This window comes from Janthinobacterium sp. SUN100, from assembly GCF_030397705.1.
In the GTDB taxonomy this organism is placed as follows: Bacteria; Pseudomonadota; Gammaproteobacteria; order Burkholderiales; family Burkholderiaceae_D; genus Janthinobacterium; species Janthinobacterium kumbetense.
The window spans coordinates 1,970,993-1,988,000 of the sequence record NZ_JAPUBU010000001.1 but is presented as its reverse complement, the minus strand read 5'-3'; the positions used below and the strand labels follow the sequence as shown (position 1 = coordinate 1,988,000).

13 protein-coding genes are annotated in these 17,008 nt (G+C 63.7%); all 13 read left to right on the top strand.

Going from position 1 to position 17,008, the window contains the following annotated elements; translation table 11 throughout:
- Nucleotides 1-137: 137 nt before the first annotated feature.
- The 13 genes from O0881_RS08795 (at nucleotide 138) to O0881_RS08735 (ending at nucleotide 16,995) form a co-directional block, all read left to right on the top strand.
- A complete protein-coding gene (locus tag O0881_RS08795; protein ID WP_034752051.1) occupies nucleotides 138-338 on the top strand; it encodes a DUF465 domain-containing protein in 201 nt (66 codons plus the stop codon).
- A gap of 94 nt (nucleotides 339-432) precedes the next feature.
- On the top strand, nucleotides 433-2,436 hold the full coding sequence (locus O0881_RS08790) for an ATP-dependent DNA helicase (protein WP_289911479.1): 2,004 nt from the start codon (nucleotides 433-435) through the stop codon (nucleotides 2,434-2,436).
- Between the two features lie 283 nt (nucleotides 2,437-2,719).
- On the top strand, nucleotides 2,720-3,325 hold the full coding sequence (locus tag O0881_RS08785) for a toll/interleukin-1 receptor domain-containing protein (protein ID WP_035820738.1): 606 nt from the start codon (nucleotides 2,720-2,722) through the stop codon (nucleotides 3,323-3,325).
- A gap of 19 nt (nucleotides 3,326-3,344) precedes the next feature.
- Nucleotides 3,345-5,825, top strand: a complete 2,481-nt coding sequence (locus O0881_RS08780) for a tetratricopeptide repeat protein (RefSeq protein WP_289910941.1) — start codon at nucleotides 3,345-3,347, stop codon at nucleotides 5,823-5,825.
- 94 nt (nucleotides 5,826-5,919) lie between these two features.
- Nucleotides 5,920-6,657, top strand: a complete 738-nt coding sequence (surE, locus tag O0881_RS08775) for a 5'/3'-nucleotidase SurE (protein WP_289910939.1) — start codon at nucleotides 5,920-5,922, stop codon at nucleotides 6,655-6,657.
- Between the two features lie 22 nt (nucleotides 6,658-6,679).
- Nucleotides 6,680-7,570: a protein-L-isoaspartate(D-aspartate) O-methyltransferase gene (locus O0881_RS08770; protein ID WP_289898510.1), complete on the top strand. Its 891-nt coding sequence runs from the start codon at nucleotides 6,680-6,682 to the stop codon at nucleotides 7,568-7,570.
- Nucleotides 7,571-7,612: 42 nt separating this feature from the next.
- Nucleotides 7,613-8,530 (top strand): peptidoglycan DD-metalloendopeptidase family protein, encoded by a 918-nt coding sequence (locus O0881_RS08765; protein WP_289910937.1) that lies wholly within the window; start codon nucleotides 7,613-7,615, stop codon nucleotides 8,528-8,530.
- 8 nt (nucleotides 8,531-8,538) lie between these two features.
- A complete protein-coding gene (gene rpoS, locus O0881_RS08760; RefSeq protein WP_077407335.1) occupies nucleotides 8,539-9,570 on the top strand; it encodes an RNA polymerase sigma factor RpoS in 1,032 nt (343 codons plus the stop codon).
- 239 nt (nucleotides 9,571-9,809) lie between these two features.
- On the top strand, nucleotides 9,810-11,150 hold the full coding sequence (gene rlmD / locus O0881_RS08755) for a 23S rRNA (uracil(1939)-C(5))-methyltransferase RlmD (RefSeq protein WP_099667081.1): 1,341 nt from the start codon (nucleotides 9,810-9,812) through the stop codon (nucleotides 11,148-11,150).
- Nucleotides 11,151-11,598: 448 nt separating this feature from the next.
- The gene (locus O0881_RS08750) at nucleotides 11,599-13,545 is read left to right on the top strand and encodes a glycosyl hydrolase family 18 protein (RefSeq protein ID WP_289910936.1); all 1,947 of its coding nucleotides are present in this window, start codon (nucleotides 11,599-11,601) and stop codon (nucleotides 13,543-13,545) included.
- A gap of 78 nt (nucleotides 13,546-13,623) precedes the next feature.
- Nucleotides 13,624-14,676 (top strand): cupin-like domain-containing protein, encoded by a 1,053-nt coding sequence (locus tag O0881_RS08745; RefSeq protein WP_289910934.1) that lies wholly within the window; start codon nucleotides 13,624-13,626, stop codon nucleotides 14,674-14,676.
- A 299-nt stretch (nucleotides 14,677-14,975) separates the two neighbouring features.
- Complete coding sequence (gene cfa, locus O0881_RS08740) at nucleotides 14,976-16,121, top strand: cyclopropane fatty acyl phospholipid synthase (protein WP_289911478.1); 1,146 nt, start codon at nucleotides 14,976-14,978, stop codon at nucleotides 16,119-16,121.
- Nucleotides 16,122-16,149: 28 nt separating this feature from the next.
- On the top strand, nucleotides 16,150-16,995 hold the full coding sequence (locus tag O0881_RS08735; protein ID WP_289910932.1) for a LysR family transcriptional regulator: 846 nt from the start codon (nucleotides 16,150-16,152) through the stop codon (nucleotides 16,993-16,995).
- Nucleotides 16,996-17,008: the final 13 nt, after the last annotated feature.

Sequence of the window (17,008 nt, the reverse complement as noted above, 5' to 3'; positions counted from 1 at the left end):
ACCGCCGCGCAGGGGGCAGGCCGGAAAGGGCGTGCCCTAAGCCGCGCGGCAGGTTAAACTACGCCCACTGGCTGCCTGCGTACGCTGCGCGCGCCGGTTTCCCAACACCGTTACCAACACTGCCTGGAACGCAACACATGAGCGATGCACAGCAAATAGAGCGGCGCCTGATTGAACTCAACGTGGAACACCGCGACCTCGATGCCGTCATCGAGTTGCTGATACTCGATGGCCACCATGACGAGCTGCAACTGCGCCGCCTGAAAAAACGCAAATTGCAATTGAAGGATCACATCACCTTGCTGAAAATGCAGTTGGTGCCCGACGTTCCCGCCTGAGGGGCGCCAGTAGCGTCCAGTCCAGCCTTCACCTAAGTATATTTTGACCGATCACAATTTATTGCCCGCAAGCCCAGATGGCCAGCCTGCCGATCTGCCAGCCAGTCTGCCCGCCGAGCTCCAGGCGCCGCCTGGCAAGCACGATGCCGACATCGAGCGCCTGTTTGGCGCCGGCGGCCCGCTCGGTCCGGCTGTGGGCAGCTACAAGCCGCGCCGTTCGCAAACGGAAATGGCGAAAGCCATCGCCAGCGCCATCGACAGCCAGACGACCCTGATCGCCGAGGCGGGCACGGGCACCGGCAAGACCTTCGCCTACCTGGTGCCGGCCCTGATGTGGGGCGGCAAGACCATTGTGTCCACCGGTACCAAAAACTTGCAGGATCAGCTATTCCTGCGCGATATCCCCACCGTGCGCGCCGCGCTGCAGGCGCCCGTTTCCGTCGCCTTGCTGAAGGGGCGCTCGAACTATGTCTGCCACTATCACCTGGAACGCACCCTGCAGAACGGGCGCATGACGTCGCGCGACGACGTGGGCCACCTGCGCGAAATTTCGCGCTTCATCAAGATGACCAGCTCGGGCGACAAGGCCGAGCTGACCAAGGTGCCGGAAAACGCCATGATCTGGAACCTGGTGACGTCCACGCGCGACACCTGCATGGGCGCCGAGTGCCAGTATTACCAGGATTGCTTCGTCATGAAGGCCCGCAAGGAAGCCCAGCAGGCCGACGTGGTGGTGGTCAACCACCACTTGTTCTTTGCTGACGTGGCCCTGAAGGATACGGGCGTGGCGGAATTGCTGCCATCGGCCAACACCATCATCTTCGATGAGGCGCACCAGCTGCCCGACACGGCCACTTTGTTCTTTGGCAATACGGTGTCGACGTCGCAAATCCTGGAACTGTGCCGCGACGTGCTGGCCGAGGGCCTCGCGCATGCGCGCGGCATCGACTGGGCCAAGACCGTCACGGTGGTGGAAAAGGCGGCGCGCGACCTGCGCCTGACCTTCCCGCAGGATATCGTGCGCCTGTCCTTGCCGCAGATCGCCCCCTCGAGCGACTTTTTCCCCGCGCTCGACACCCTCAAGGATGAGCTCGACGGCATGGTCGCCGTGCTGGAAACCCAGGCGGAACGGGCGGAAACGCTGGAGCAGTGCCGCGTGCGCGGCGTCGAACTGGCGCAGCAGCTGAGCGGCTGGAAGTTCGATCCGAAGGCGAAAGTGGCGGCCGGCGAGGAAGCCGTGTTCTGGGTGGAAGCGTTTTCCAGCTCCCTGCAATTGCATAAAACGCCATTGTCGATCGCGCCCATCTTCAATAACCAGCGCGAAGGCACGCCGCGCAGCTGGATTTTCACGTCCGCCACCCTGGCCGTGAAGAACGACTTCAAGCATTTTTCCGAACAGATGGGCTTGACGGGCGAACCGTCGCACACGTGGCCGAGCCCGTTCGATTATGGCGAGCAAGGCTTGCTGTTCGTGCCGCAAAACCTGCCGCAACCGAATTCGCTGGGCTACACGGACGCCGTCATCGACTGCGCCTTGCCCATCATCGAGGCGGCGGGCGGGCGCACTTTCTTCCTGTGCACCACCTTGCGCGCCGTCAAGCGCGCAGCCGAGCGCCTGGCCGACGAATTCAAGCAGCGCGGTCTGAACTTCCCCCTGTTCGTGCAGGGAGAAAAGGGCCGCACGGAATTGCTGGACCAGTTCCGCGCGGCCGGCAATGGCGTGCTGATCGGCAGCCAGAGTTTCTGGGAAGGCGTCGACGTGCGCGGCGATGCGCTGTCGCTCGTGATCATCGACAAGCTGCCGTTCGCGCCGCCCGACGATCCGGTGCTGGCGGCGCGCATCGAAGTGATGGAAAAGCAGGGCAAGAACGGCTTCATGCACCACTCGCTGCCGGAAGCCATCATCAACCTGAAGCAGGGCGCGGGCCGCCTGATCCGTGACGAGGGCGACCGGGGCGTGCTGATGATCTGCGATCCGCGCCTCATTTCCAAGCCGTACGGCAAGCGCATCTGGCAAAGCCTGCCGCCGTTCAAGCGCACGCGCGACACGGCCGAAGTGGTGGAGTTCTTCCGCAACCTGCCCGCCAAGGGCGCTTAAGTCCTCGCTTAAGTCCTGCCTGCCGGCGCCATCCGCGCGCCGCCTTATTTCCCTTTGTTATCAATCACATGGCGTTGTTCGCGCGGCGCCCGCTTGCGCGCCTGGCATGCCAGGAATCGGCGCGATCGCGCCAGTTTCTGGCATTTTTCCACATGTCCAGGACGCCAGACACATCTTTGCGCCAGCGCAAACAGGCTTGTTGCCGAGCGGTCTACAGTGAGCTCATGCCTTGCAGGGTCAAGGCGCGGCGATGGCAGGGCCGCACGGGGAACAGGGGGATGCCATGGAGATCCGCTACGGCTGTTTCTTGAGCTACGCGCACGGCCAATATGCGTTCATGAACAAGTTCAAGAATGACCTCATCGAGGCGTTGGCTTGCTATCTGGAACCGCACCTGGACCGCGAGGAAGTCCTGTTCATCGACAGCGAGCAACTGGGGGGCGGCGACGATATCGACTTGCGCGTGGCGCGCGCCATGTGCCAGAGCGTGTGCATGATCGTGCTGTACACGCCCAAATATGAAGCGCACGGCTACACGCGGCGCGAATTTGCCGCCATGCAACTGATCGAGCAGGAGCGGCGCGCCTGGTACGACTTGCCCAGCCACCTGATCATTCCCATCATCATGACGCGCCATCCGGACGGCTTGCCGCCGCAAATCACGGAATCGGGGCTGTACGTGGATTTTTCCGGCTATACCCTGGCCAGCGGCGACCTGAAATCGAATCCGCAATACCTGCCCGACATCGAACGCATCGTGCAGCGCATCGCCACGCATTACCACTTGCTCAAGCGGTCAACACCGCCCGGCCACGATTGCAGCCGTTTCGTGTTGCCCGCTATTCCGCCGGAATGGCGCGCCATTCCGCCTCCCCACTTTCCACGTTAATCACGTAAAAGGTCCTGTCATGGAATGCCAACGCCTCTCCCTGCCGCCTTTGAGCGCCCCTGGCGAAGTCGTCACCTTCTACTCCTACAAGGGCGGTACCGGCCGCACCATGGCCCTGTCGAACATTGCCGTGCTGCTGGCGCGCCGCGAAAATGCCAGCGTGCCCGTGCTGATGCTGGACTGGGACATGGAAGCGCCGGGCCTGCACCATTATTTCGAACAGCACGAGGAGCGACCGGGCGTGCTCGAGTTCTTCGAGGCGTGCCGCCAGCAGCTCGAGCGCATCAGCCTGGAAACGGCGGGCGCGCGCGCCGGCGGGCAGGCCAGGGGCCGGGAAGATGGGGGGCGCGAGGACGCGGCGCTGGCCCAGCGCGTGCTCGACGCCATCGACTGGCAGCAATACGTGGTGCGCGTCGACCAGGGCAGTCCGCTGTACCTGATGCGCGCGGGGCGCTTCGACGCCAGCTACAGTGAGCGCCTGGCGCAGATGCGCTGGGATCAGCTGTTCGACAGTTGCCCGGCCCTGTTCCGCTGCTTCGCCGATACCCTGGCCCAGCATTTCCGTTACGTGCTGGTCGATTCGCGCACGGGCCGCACGGACAGCGCCGGCATCTGCACCACCTTGCTGCCGAAAAAGCTGGTGGTGGTCTTCACGCCGAACCGGCAAAGCCTGGAAGGCGTCGACGCGCTTGTCACGCGGGCCATCGAATACCGCCGCAGCCATGAAGACGAACAGCGCCCGCTGCTCGTGTACCCCTTGCCCTCGCGCATAGAAATGGGCGACGGGGCGCAGCGCGCCGAGTGGCGCCGCGGCGATGCGCACAAGGGCATCGCCGGCTTCCAGCCTATGTTCGAGCGCCTGCTGCGCACCTCGTACGGCTTGCCGCAGATCGCCCTCGACAGTTATTTCGACGAAGTCCAGCTGCAGCAGACGAAAACCTTTGCCTACGGCGAGCAATTGGCCGTGCGCATAGACCAGGGCGGCGACCGCTTTTCCCTCACGCGCACCTTCGAAGCCTTTTTGCACTGGCTGACGGGCGGTTACTTTCCATGGCAATCGAGCCGTGAAATCGCCTTGCTGGGCGCCATCAGCGAAGCGCGCCAGGCATTGCAGGCCGAACCGGGCCGCGCCGTGGCCCTGCCGCTGGCGCGCGACCTGGCGCGCCTGGGCGAGCTGTACCGCAAGGATGGGCGTAGCGGGCAGGCGCTCGATGCCTTCCGCCAAAGCGTCGAGATCCGCGTGCGCCTGCTGGGCGAGGAGCATCCCGACAGCCTGGCGTGCAAGAGCGGCATGGCGCGCCTGCTGCGCCAGCTGGGCAAGCTCGAGGAAGCCCGCTTCCTGGAAGAGGACGTGCTCGACGTGCGCGAACGCGTGCTGGGCAGCGAACATCCCGACACCCTGGCCGCCCGGGCTTGCCTGGCGAAAACCCTGTTGCTGCAGGGCGAACTGGCGGCGGCGCTGCTGCTGCAGGACACGGTGCTGGCAAGCTATGCGCGCCAGCTGGGCGGCGAGCATCCGCTGACCCTGGAAGCGATGGATGGCCGCGCCGCCACCTTGCTGCGCATGGGCCGGCTGGCGCAGGCGCAGCAAGTGCTGGCCACGGTGGTGGCGGCGCGCGAGCGCCTGTTTGGCGCCGAGCATGGCGATACCTTGCGCAGCAAGCTGGCCCTGGCGCAGGCGCTGGGGCGTGAAGGCGACCTGGAAGGGGCGCGGCGCCTGTTCGCTGCCGTGCTGCAGGCGCAGGAGCGGCGCCTGGGCAGCGACCACGCGGCCACCCTGGCCACGCGCGATTTGCTGGCCGACATCGTCGCCGGGCAGGGCGACTGGGCCGGCGCGCGCCAGTTGCACGAAGACCAGGTGGCGGCGCGCGAGCGCACGCACGGGCTCGATCATCCGGAAACCCTGATGAGCCAGCGCAAGCTGGCCGAGGCGCTGCTGCGGCGCGGTGAACTCGATGCGGCGCGCAGCGTGCAGGAGCAGGTGCTGGAAGTGCATGCGCGCCTGCTGGGCGAAGACCACCTCGATACCTTGCACAGCAAGACGCAACTGGCCGGCACCTTGCAGCAGCAGGGCGACAGCGCGGCGGCGCGCCTGCTGGAAGACGCCGTGCTCAGCGGCAGTGACCGGCTCTTGAACGCGCCCGTCACGGGACATGCGGACAGCGTGCTGGACGGCGCGCGGCATTTGCAGGAAACCATCCTGGCCGGCCGCGCCAACGGGCACGAAGGGGCCGAGCCGGAGACCCTGGCCAGCATGATCTCTATGCTGCAAGGCATGATCGAGCGCGAACAGTATGCGCAGGCGGGCGAACTGGCCGAACATTTGAAGTCTTGCCTGCTGCGTCCGCGCGTGCCGGGCAAGCTGCGCAGGCGCGGCATGGCGCAGCTGAAAAGGATGTATAAATTGCAAGGCGATTTGAATGCCTTGCTGGCCTTGCAGGAGGATGAAGTGCAGGCGCTGGAAGGGGCCTTGTCCGAGGCGCGCATCGAGCAGCGCTGATGCGGCGCGCCATGTCCGCGCGGCGGCACAAATAATGCAGTCTATCGGCGTGCGGTACGCGCAGTGTTGGCATTGCTTCAGGTAAAATCTCGTTATGAGAATTCTTATCAGTAACGACGACGGCTACCTGGCGCCTGGCCTGGCGGCCCTGGCCGACGCGCTCGCCCCCATTGCCGACATCGTCGTGGTGGCGCCCGACAGCAACCGTTCGGGCGCGTCCAATTCGCTGTCCCTGGACCGGCCCCTGTCCGTGCACAAGGCCGCCAACGGCTTTTATTTTGTCAACGGCACGCCCACCGACTGCGTGCACGTGGCGCTGACGGGCATGCTGATCGAGCGCCCCGACCTAGTGGTCTCGGGCATCAACAACGGCCCCAACATGGGCGACGACACCCTGTATTCGGGCACCGTGGCCGCCGCCACGGAAGGTTTTCTGTTCGGCATTCCTGCCATCGCCTTTTCCCAGTCGCAGTTCGGCTGGGCCAACCTGGACGCGGCCGCCCGCGTGGCGAGGGAAATCGTCGAGCGCCAGTTTGACGCCCTGCAGAAACCGTATCTGCTGAACGTGAACATCCCGGCTATTCCTTACGAGCAAATGCAAGGCGTGGTGGCCACGCGCCTGGGCAAGCGCCATTCGGCCGAGCCCGTGATCCGCGCGCTCGACCCCCGCGGCCGTGAAATCTTCTGGATCGGCCCCGCCGGCGCCGCCAAGGAAGGCGGTCCGGGCACGGACTTCCATGCCGTTGAACATGGGCAAGTATCGATCACGCCGCTGCAGATCGACCTGACCCATACCACCCAACTCGATGCACTGGCAAAAGGCCTGGCATGACCGCTCACGATGACCGACAACCATGACCGATAAGCCGCGCACCTTCCCCCTGTCCCTCGATTCGCTGGCCGGCAAGCCCGCCAGGCAGGGCGGGGGACAGTCGCTGGCCCAGTCCAGGATCGCCACGCCGCAGACGGCCACGCAGAATGCGGCGCAAAACGCGGCGCGGGGCGTGGCGCAGCCGTATGGCGCGCACGCGGCCATCGCCCCGTCGCGGGCCCAGGCCATCGCCAATGAGCGGGCGCAGCCGGCGGCGGTGTCGCCGCCGCGGCAAAACCCGCTCGTTTCGGAGGCCGTGCGCCGTGCCATGGTGGCGCGCATCGCGAAACAGGGCGTCAAGGACCAGGTGGTGCTGGACGCCATGCAAGCCGTGCCGCGCCACATGTTCATGGACGAGGCGCTGGCGTCGCAGGCGTATATCGACGCCTCGCTGCCCATCGGCCACCACCAGACCATCTCGCAGCCGTACATCGTGGCGCGCATGATCGAAGTGATGCGCCAGGGCGGGGCGTTGCAGCGCGTGCTGGAAATCGGCACGGGCTGCGGTTACCAGGCGGCGGTGCTATCGCTGGTGGCGAAAGAGGTGTATTCGATCGAGCGCATCCGGCCCCTGCACGAGCTGGCGAAGGCGAATTTGCGTCCGCTGCGCGTGTCGAATCTGCGCTTGCAGTACGGAGATGGTATGCTTGGCCTGCCGCAGGCGGCGCCCTTCGACGGGATCATCCTTGCCGCAGCCGGCCTGGAAGTCCCGCAAGCCCTGCTGGAACAGCTGGCGCCCGGCGGGCGTCTGGTTGCGCCGGTGGGGGCTAAATTGCAACACTTACAACTCATTACCCGGGTGGGGAAAATGGAATGGACTAGCCAAACCCTGGAAGATTGCCATTTCGTACCTTTGCGCCCGGGCACCATATGATCCCCGGATCAGCTAGCAAGCAGGACATATAAATACATGCGAATGATTAAGAAAAGTAACATACTTCTATGTGGCATCACCTTGGCCGCGCTGTTGAGCGGTTGCGGCACGACGGGCGTCCAGGCGCCCGTCGTCGAGCGCCACCCCTCGAGCAGCAGCGCCGCCGCCAGCGATCCGCGCGACCGCGACCCGGCCTATTACACGGTCAAGCGTGGCGACACCCTGCTGCGCATCGCCCTCGAGCACGGGCAGAATTACCGCGACCTGGTGGCCTGGAATGACTTGAGCAACCCGAACGACATCAAGGTCGACCAGGTGCTGCGCGTGTTGCCGCCGAATGGCGACACGGGCGGCGCGCAAACGTCGGCCATCGTCATGCCGCCAGCGACGGAAGTCAAGCCGGCCGCGCCTGTCGTACCGAAGAAAACGGGCCCGCGCGGCGAGAAGCGCGCGTATTCCGACGCCACCCTGGCCGAATTGCGCGCCGATGGCGGCACGGGCGACGCCAAGCCTGCGCCAGCCCCGGCGGCAGCCGTCGCCGCCGCACCGGCCGCCGCCGCGGCAGCCCCGGCGGCATCGGCGCCTGGCGACGACAAGATCAGCTGGATGTGGCCTTCCGAAGGCAAGGTCATCGGCACTTTCGACGAAGGCAAGAACAAGGGCGTCGATATCGCCGGCAAGGCGGGCCAGCAAGTAGTGGCCGCCGGCGCGGGAAAAGTCATGTATGCCGGGAGCGGAATCCGTGGTTATGGTAATCTTGTCATCGTGAAGCACAGTAATAGTTTATTGTCGGCGTATGCGCATAACCGCAGCATCCTGGTGAAGGAAGGGCAGAACGTCAACAAAGGCCAGGCCATCGCCGAAATGGGCGATTCCGATGCCGACCGCGTGAAGCTGCACTTTGAAATTCGCCAGCAGGGCAAGCCTGTCGACCCTTCGAAATTCCTGCCTAACCGTTAGGTAAAGCAATGACACACGCGCCGCACGACCAGCTGGACGATGACCCGGAACTGCCGGAAGACGGGGCAGACGAAGTCGTGACGGACGATGCCGGCGAACTTGACGGTATCGACGCCGTCGACGCGGGCGAGGGCGGCGAGGTGGCCAGCGTCAGCGTGCTGGTCGAAAGTGTCGATGAATTGAAAAAAGTGCTGGCGGCCGAGCTGTCGACCGATACCACCCAGCACTATCTGAACCAGATCGGCACGCGGCCCCTGCTGACGGCGGCGCAAGAGGTGCATTACGCCACCCTCGCCAAGCAGGGCAATTTCGAAGCCCGGCAAACCATGATCGAGCACAACCTGCGCCTGGTCGTGTCGATCGCCAAGCATTACATCAACCGCGGCGTGGTCTTGCTCGACATGATAGAGGAAGGCAACATCGGCCTGATGCGGGCCATCGACAAGTTCGAGCCCGAGCGCGGTTTCCGTTTCTCTACCTACGCCACCTGGTGGATACGCCAGAGCATCGAGCGCGCCATCATGAACCAGGCGCGCACGGTGCGCCTGCCCGTGCACATGGTGCGCGAACTGAATCAAATTCTGCGCGGCAAGTACCACCTGGAAGCCCAGCACCACGATGGCAAGGATGCCACCGCGGAAGACATCGCCCACCTGGTGGGCCGTCCCGTGGAAGAGGTGCAGGATATCCTGGCCCTGTCCGAGCACGCCACGTCGCTCGACGCGCCGCTCGACAACGACCCGCAATCGTCGCTGATGGACATGTTGCCCGGCGCCAGCGAAGACAGCCCCGACGCGCGCGCGGAACACCATGAAATGACGGTGCTGGTGCGCGACTGGCTGACCAAGCTGCCCGACAAGCAGCGCGTCGTCATCATGCGCCGTTTCGGCCTCGACAATGACGACCCTGCCACCCTGGAAACCCTGGCCGAGGAAATGGGCGTGACGCGGGAAAGAGTGCGCCAGATCCAGCAAGAAGCCTTGATCAAGCTCAAACGGGCTATGGCCGCACGCGGCGTCGTGCGCGACTCCTTACTGTAGCAAGTCTGATAAAACGCCCATGGCGGCGTTGCATGGCCTCGCCGTACTGGCGTACTGTCTTCGGCCACGCGCCTTGCCCCGCGCATTTTCTCAGGCTTGTTGCCCGGTGAGGGCTTGAGCGGCTTTTGCCTGTCGCGATCTGCTATCATACGCCCCGCTCGCGGCGCCTGACCTTTCCCCCATTCTTTCAAGTTCCAGCGCGGCCCTGCGTCCTGGCCCACTCTTACCTATTGATCGCTATGCAAGAAAATATCATCGAAATCAAATCGCTCGACATGGACGCCCGTGGCGTTGGCCATATTGAGAACGAAGACGGCTCGCCGGGCAAGGTCGTGTTTGTCGAAGGCGCGTTGCCGGGCGAGCGCGTCAGCTTTGTGACGTTCAAGAAAAAGAAGAACTGGGAAATGGCCCGCATGACGGCGCTGCACCGCGAATCGTCCATGCGCGTGACGCCCAAGTGCAAGCATTTCGACAATTGCGGCGGCTGCTCGATGCAGCACCTGGAGCCGTCGGCGCAGGTGGCGATCAAGCAGCGCGTGCTGGAAGACAACTTGTGGCATATCGGCAAGGTGCGTCCGCAAAGCATCATGCGCCCGATGTATGGCCCGACGTGGGGTTACCGCTACCGCGCGCGCCTGTCCGTGCGCCACGTCAAGAAGAAAGACGCCGTGCTGGTGGGCTTCCATGAAAAGAAATCGGCGTTCGTGGCCGACATGGATAGCTGTGAAATCTTGCCGCCGCACATCTCCGCCATGCTGCTGCCGCTGCGCGGATTGATTGCTTCGCTGTCCATCTTCGACCAGATGCCGCAGATCGAGCTGGCCGTGGGCGAAGACGTCACCGCCATGGTCTTGCGCATCATGGCGCCGTTGACGGCGGATGACGAAACGAAATTGAAGGCCTTTGCCGACGAATACGGCGTGCAATGGTGGCTGCAGGTGAAAGGCCCGGAAACGGCCGTGCCGTTCTATCCGCTGGACAAGCAATTGCACTACCTGCTGCCGGAATTCGGCGTCAAGATGCCGTTCAAGCCCGTCGATTTTACCCAGGTGAACCACCACATCAACCGCGTGCTGGTATCGAAAGCCCTGCGTTTGCTGGAAGTGCAGCCGACGGACCGCGTGGCCGACCTGTTCTGCGGCCTGGGCAATTTCACCTTGCCGCTGGCCACGCAAGGCAGCGAAGTGGTGGGCATCGAAGGCAGCACCACCCTGACGGAGCGGGCGCTGGAAAACGCGCTGGCCAATGGCCTGGCGGAAAAAACCTCGTTCTCCACGCGCAACCTGTTCGAAGTGACGACGGACGACCTGATCGCGCTGGGCAAGTTCGACCGCATCCTCGTCGACCCGCCGCGCGATGGCGCCATGGCCCTGTGCCAGGCGCTGGTCGGCCTGTCGCAAGTGCGTCCGGACCTGCTGCCCAAACGCATCGTCTACGTGTCGTGCAGCCCGTCGACCCTGGCGCGCGACGCTGGCATCCTGGCGCTGGAAGCGGGTTATGTGCTGAGCAAGGCGGGCGTGGTGAACATGTTCCCGCATACTTCGCACGTGGAATCGATGGCGGTCTTTGATTTGATCTGAGGGCACACCTGATAAAACGTCCATAGCTGCGTTGCCTTGCCTAGCCGTACTATTCGTACTGTCTTCGGCAAGGCGCCTTGCTCTGAACATTTTTCAGGCGCGCCGAGGCTATTCAGGGCGCTTGCACAAATGCTGCCTTTTCTCCTGACTCCACGGCAATACCACTTACAGCGTGTTATAAAACTGGTCTGTCTTTTCCCGATCCAGCGTCTTTTTTCATCCTTCCTCTGCCTTTTTTTTGCTTGTCCAGTAGGACAACGCGCCGTCTGTCTCCGCCGTTATGCTTTCTTTGTAAAGTGGTATTGCCCACTTTGAGGCCACTTCAAAACCACTTGACCGCCTATTTTTTCAGCAGCATGCTGTTCTTGCAACTGCAAAAAACAAAATCACAGGGTAGCTTTTTCATTGAAGCAGAGTGGTATTTCCGCAAACCTGAACAGGAGACAACGTGGAAAATTTGATACTCAAGAAAACGATCAGGAACATGATGGTATGTCTGGCCAGCGGTGGCGTGCTGGCGGCCTGCGGCGGCGGTGGTGACGCCGGCGCGCCGGCCGGTTCGCAATTGCTGGCGGCCAGCACGGTGGTCGCGTGCGTGCCGTGGCAAGAGGGCGGCACGTATAACGCGGGCACGGTGGTCACCTACCTGGGCGCCAACTACACGGCCCTGGTGACGCAGACCGATCACGTCGGCTCGGGTTGGAACCCCGTCGCCACGCCTAGCCTGTGGAGCGCAGGCGGCACGTGCGATGGCGGCACCACGCCAACTCCTACGCCAACGCCGACCCCGACGCCCACACCCACGCCGACACCGGCGCCTACGCCGAATCCAACGCCCACCCCGACGCCAACGCCGACCGGCGGCACGTGCGCGCTGGCGTGGGTGGCCGGCACGGCCTACAGCGCGGGCGCCACCGTCAGCTATGCGGGCACGAATTACCGCGCCAATTACTGGACGCAGGGCGACAACCCGTCGACCAGCAGCGGCGCCGCCGGCACGGGCAAGCCATGGACCAGCCTGGAGATCTGCAGCACCACGCCTACCCCGACACCAACGCCTACGCCGACACCTACTCCGACGCCGACGCCGACGCCGACCCCGACCCCGACGCCAACGCCGACGCCAACGGGCCGCGAAGTCGGTTCCTATTTCGCCCAATGGGGCGTGTATGGCCGCGACTATGAAGTGGCGAACGTGCATACCAGCGGCGTGGCCGACAAGTTGACCTTCATCAACTACGCTTTCGGCAATATCTATCCGAAAAACGGCGGCTATGAATGCGCCATGATCACCAAGACGGAGCCGGGTGCGACGAATCCGAATTCGCCGGATGCGGGTACGGGCGGCGATGCCGAGGCCGACTACATCCGCACGCCGAAACGCACCGTCGATGGCCAGGCGATTCCTTGGGACGCACCGTTGTCGGGCAACTTCCTGCAGTTGAAAAAGCTCAAAGCGGCGCACCCGAACTTGAAACTGTTCATCTCGCTGGGCGGCTGGAGCTGGTCGAAGAACTTCTCCGTCGGTTCGGCCACGGATGCGCTGCGCAAGCAGATGGTGCGCTCGTGCATCGATATCTACATCAAGGGCAACCTGCCGGTGCAGGGCGGTCGCGGCGGCGTGGGCGCGGCGGCGAATATCTTTGACGGCATCGACATCGACTGGGAATATCCGGTCGGCGGCGGCCAGCCGTACAACACGGTCAGCCCCAACGACAAGCGCAATTTCACCTTGCTGATGGCGGAATTCCGTGCCCAGCTTGATGCGCTCGGCTCCGCCAACGGCAAGCGCTACCTGTTGACGGCCGCGGTCGGTGCCGGCAAGGACAAGATCGACAACACGGAACCGGCCCTGTACTCGCAGTACATGGATTGGATCAACCTGATGACCTACGACTTCCACGGCGGATGGGAAAACAGCACCAACTTCAACGCCCAGCTGTTTGCCGACCCTGCCGATCCGTCGACAGGCATGGCGCGTGAATACGTGGGCGACAAGGCGGTGCAGTACATGATTGCCGCCGGCGTGCCGCGCGACAAGCTGCTGCTGGGCATACCGTTCTATGGCCGCGGCTGGACGGGCGTGGCGCCGGGACCGAATGGCGATGGCCTGTACCAGGCGGCCACGGGCACGGCGCCGGGCACCTACGAGTCGGGCATCGAGGACTATAAAATCCTCGTCGCCAAGGCCGGCACGCGCTACTACCATCCCGTGACCAAGCAGCTGTACCTGTACACGGGTGCGGGCGGCCAGTGGTGGAGCTATGACGATCCGACCGTCATCGGCACCAAGGTGAAATACGTCAAGGACCAGGGCTTGCGCGGCGCGTTCTCGTGGGAACTCGATGGCGACGCGAATGGCGTGCTGGCAACCGAGGTGTGGAAAGTGCGGTAATGTTGATGTAGCGTAAGACGCGGCCGGATAGCCATGCTGTCCGGCCGTGTATTCATATAAAAACACGGGAGGCGGGCGATGGCGGCGGTATCGACATTCGGAGTCAAGCAGAAGCAGCAACAGGAGCAGCAGGAGCAGGAGCTGAGCCGCGAGTGGCGCAGCTGGATCGCGGAAAACCTCATGCTGGGCAGCCATCCGTCGGCGCTGATGCCGGTGCTGCAGCAGGCCGGCATCGCGGAGCCCCTGGCGCGCCGCGAAATCGAGCTGGCGCTGCAGAGTCCCTACCTGGCCGGCGCCGTGCGCCTGTCGAACCGCCTGGCCAAGCGCGACTGGGTGATCGACATCCAGCGCAAGCTGAACCACCTGCGTACACCCGAGATTCCCCGCCGCGACAAGCTGTCCGCGCAGGAATTCCTGGACGAGTACTATTCCACCAACCAGCCCGTCATCATCACGGGCATGATGGATGACTGGCCCGCCATAGCGAAATGGAGTCCCGCGTATTTCCGCGAGCATTACGCGCAGCGCGAAGTGGAAGTGCAGTTCGGCCGCGAAGCGGATGCCCAGTATGAAATGAACAGCGTGGCGCACAAGCGCAAGATGGCGTTCGGCGAGTACGCCAGCCTGGTCGAGGCCAGCGGCGCGACCAACGATTTCTACATGACGGCGAATAACAATTCGCAGAACCGCCAAGCCTTGCGCGAGCTGTGGGATGATATCGGCCAGCTGCCCGAATACCTGGCACAGGGGGGCGCTCCCACGGGTTTCCTGTGGTTTGGCCCGGCCGGCACGGTGACGCCATTCCACCACGACCTGACGAACAACTTCATGGCCCAGGTCAAGGGCCGCAAGCGCCTGCGCATCATGGCCGCCTGCGAGGTGGCGCGCGTGTACAACCAGCGCCACTGCTTTACGCCCGTCGACGGGCGCGACATCGACCTGCGGCGCTACCCGCTGATGGCCGACGTGCAAGTGCGCGAATGCGTGCTGGCGCCGGGCGAGATCCTGTTCCTGCCCGTCGGCTGCTGGCATTTCGTCGAAGCGCTCGACGTATCGATGACGGTGGCGTTTACCAATTTCAAATGGGATAACGATTTTTACAGCAAGTATCCATCGAATCACGACTTTTGATCGTGGCGCCGCATGGCGCGAACCTGCCGCGAACAGCCGCCTTATAGGCGGCTTTTTGCATGTTACGGGGCCATACTTGTATAAAATATTTCCATAAAATAATTGATTCAAATCATTTTGCAGCAATTATTTTGATATGAATGACCATGATGTTTCATTATCCAGATGGCGATGGCGGGCGGATAATTTTATGGCTGGCGCGGCGCCGGGCCGCTGATGGGGTTTGCCGGCGCGCGCCAGCACCGACAACCATCTGGAGGCGGCAGGGCATGAACACGCAGCACACGACACAAGCAGCAATGCAGTTGCAGCAAACACCGAAAATCACCATGGACACGCGGCTGACGCGCGAAGCGGCCGAATTGCTGGCGAAGGCCGACATCCACCTGAATGGCCGCGCCGCCTGGGACATGCAGCTGCGCAAACCGGGCGTGCCCGAACGGGCCTTCGCCAGCGGCAACCTGGGCCTGGGCGAAGCGTACATGGACGGCGACTGGGATGCGCAGCAGCTCGATGAATTCTTTTGCCATTTGCTGCGCGCCAGGGTGGCCGACGATGTGCGCCCCATGCGCCTGGCCTTTCACGCGCTGTACGCGCGCCTGTTCAACTTGCAGACGGAGCGCCGCGCCTGGATGGTGGGCAAGGAGCACTATGACCTGGGCAATGCCTTCTATGCGGCCATGCTCGATCCGCGCATGACCTATACCTGCGGCTACTGGAAGGATGCCGGCAACCTGGCCGAGGCGCAGGAAGCGAAGCTCGATTTGATCTGCCGCAAGCTCGGGCTGGAACCGGGCATGCGCGTGCTCGACATCGGCTGCGGCTGGGGCAGTTTCATGCGCTATGCGGCGGAAAAATACCAGGTGCAGTGCGTGGGCGTGACGATTTCGAAAGAGCAGGCCGCGTATGCACGCAGCATGCCGGGCGGCGAGCGCCTGGACTTCCGCCTGCAGGATTACCGCGACACCAATGAAAAATTCGACCGCATCGTCAGCATCGGCATGTTCGAACACGTGGGCCACAAGAACCACCGCACCTTCATGGAAGTGGCGCACCGCTGCCTGGAAGACGATGGCCTGTTCCTGCTGCACACGATAGGCAAGAACAAGCGCCATTCCACGTGCGACCCGTGGATCGACAAATACATCTTCCCGAACGGCGACTTGCCGTCGCTGGGCCAGATCGGCGACGCCATGGACGATTTATTTGTGGCCGAAGACTTGCACAACTTCGGCGCCGACTACGACAAGACCCTGATGGCCTGGCATGCGAATTTCGAGCAGGCGTGGCCGCAGTTTTCCGCCCAGCTGGGCGAGCGCTTCCACCGCATGTGGTCATACTATCTGCTGTCCTGCGCTGGCGCCTTCCGCGCGCGCGATTTGCAGCTGTGGCAATGGGTCTTGTCGAAACAGGGCGTATTGGGCGGCTATGAGCGTGTCAGTTGAGATGTGCGGCAACTGATATGATGGATTGATGGATATCAATCAAGCGCGTACCTTCCTGGAAGTGGCTTCCTGCGGCAGCTTCATCATGGCTGCCGAACGCATGCACGTGACGCAAACGGCCGTCAGCGCCCGCATCCGCACCCTGGAGCAGCAGCTGGGGCGCCAATTGTTCGTGCGCAACAAGGCGGGCGCGCGCCTGACGCCGGCCGGCGAGCGCTTCATGCGCCACGCGGCCACCATGGTGCAGGTGTGGGAGCGGGCGCGCCACCAGGTGGCCTTGCCGCCGGGGCGCGACGACGCCGTCAGCATCGGCTGCGAGCTGAGCTTGTGGCAGCCGCTGCTCGGCGACTGGCTGATACGCATGAGCCGCGACTGCCCCGAGATCGCCTTGCGCGCGGAAGTCGACAGTCCCGCGCGCCTGCTCGACGCCGTGCACGACGGCTCGCTCGACCTGGCCGTGCTGTACAACCCGCCCCAGCGTCCGGGCCTGGCCAGCGAATTGCTGGCCGAGGAAAAGCTGGTGATGGTGACCACGCGCGATGACGGCCAGATGCAGGCCGATACGTATGTGTACGTGGACTGGGGCCCCAGTTTCGCCGCCAATCACCAGGCCGCGTATCCGGAACTGAGCAGCCCGCCCATCTCGATCTCGCTGGGGCCGCTGGCCCTCGTCTACCTGCTGGACGTGGGCGGCGCCAGTTACTTCCGTATCGGCTCGGCCCAGCCCTACCTCGATGCGGGGCTCTTGCACCGCGTGCGCGACGCGCCCGAATTCTCGCATTCCGCCTACGCCGTGTATGCGGCCCAGCGCGACAACCCGACCCTGGACCGCGCCCGCGCCTGCCTGCTGGAGGTGGCGGAAAAGGGCAAGTAGATGCGACAGACGT

Coding starts and splice junctions, on each gene's coding strand:
- O0881_RS08795 (WP_034752051.1), top strand. CDS start 138: ATGAGCGATGCACAGCAAATAGAGCGGCGCCTGATTGAACTCAACGTG.
- O0881_RS08785 (WP_035820738.1), top strand. CDS start 2,720: ATGGAGATCCGCTACGGCTGTTTCTTGAGCTACGCGCACGGCCAATAT.
- O0881_RS08780 (WP_289910941.1), top strand. CDS start 3,345: ATGGAATGCCAACGCCTCTCCCTGCCGCCTTTGAGCGCCCCTGGCGAA.
- surE (WP_289910939.1), top strand. CDS start 5,920: ATGAGAATTCTTATCAGTAACGACGACGGCTACCTGGCGCCTGGCCTG.
- O0881_RS08770 (WP_289898510.1), top strand. CDS start 6,680: ATGACCGATAAGCCGCGCACCTTCCCCCTGTCCCTCGATTCGCTGGCC.
- O0881_RS08765 (WP_289910937.1), top strand. CDS start 7,613: ATGATTAAGAAAAGTAACATACTTCTATGTGGCATCACCTTGGCCGCG.
- rpoS (WP_077407335.1), top strand. CDS start 8,539: ATGACACACGCGCCGCACGACCAGCTGGACGATGACCCGGAACTGCCG.
- rlmD (WP_099667081.1), top strand. CDS start 9,810: ATGCAAGAAAATATCATCGAAATCAAATCGCTCGACATGGACGCCCGT.
- O0881_RS08745 (WP_289910934.1), top strand. CDS start 13,624: ATGGCGGCGGTATCGACATTCGGAGTCAAGCAGAAGCAGCAACAGGAG.
- cfa (WP_289911478.1), top strand. CDS start 14,976: ATGCAGTTGCAGCAAACACCGAAAATCACCATGGACACGCGGCTGACG.
- O0881_RS08735 (WP_289910932.1), top strand. CDS start 16,150: ATGGATATCAATCAAGCGCGTACCTTCCTGGAAGTGGCTTCCTGCGGC.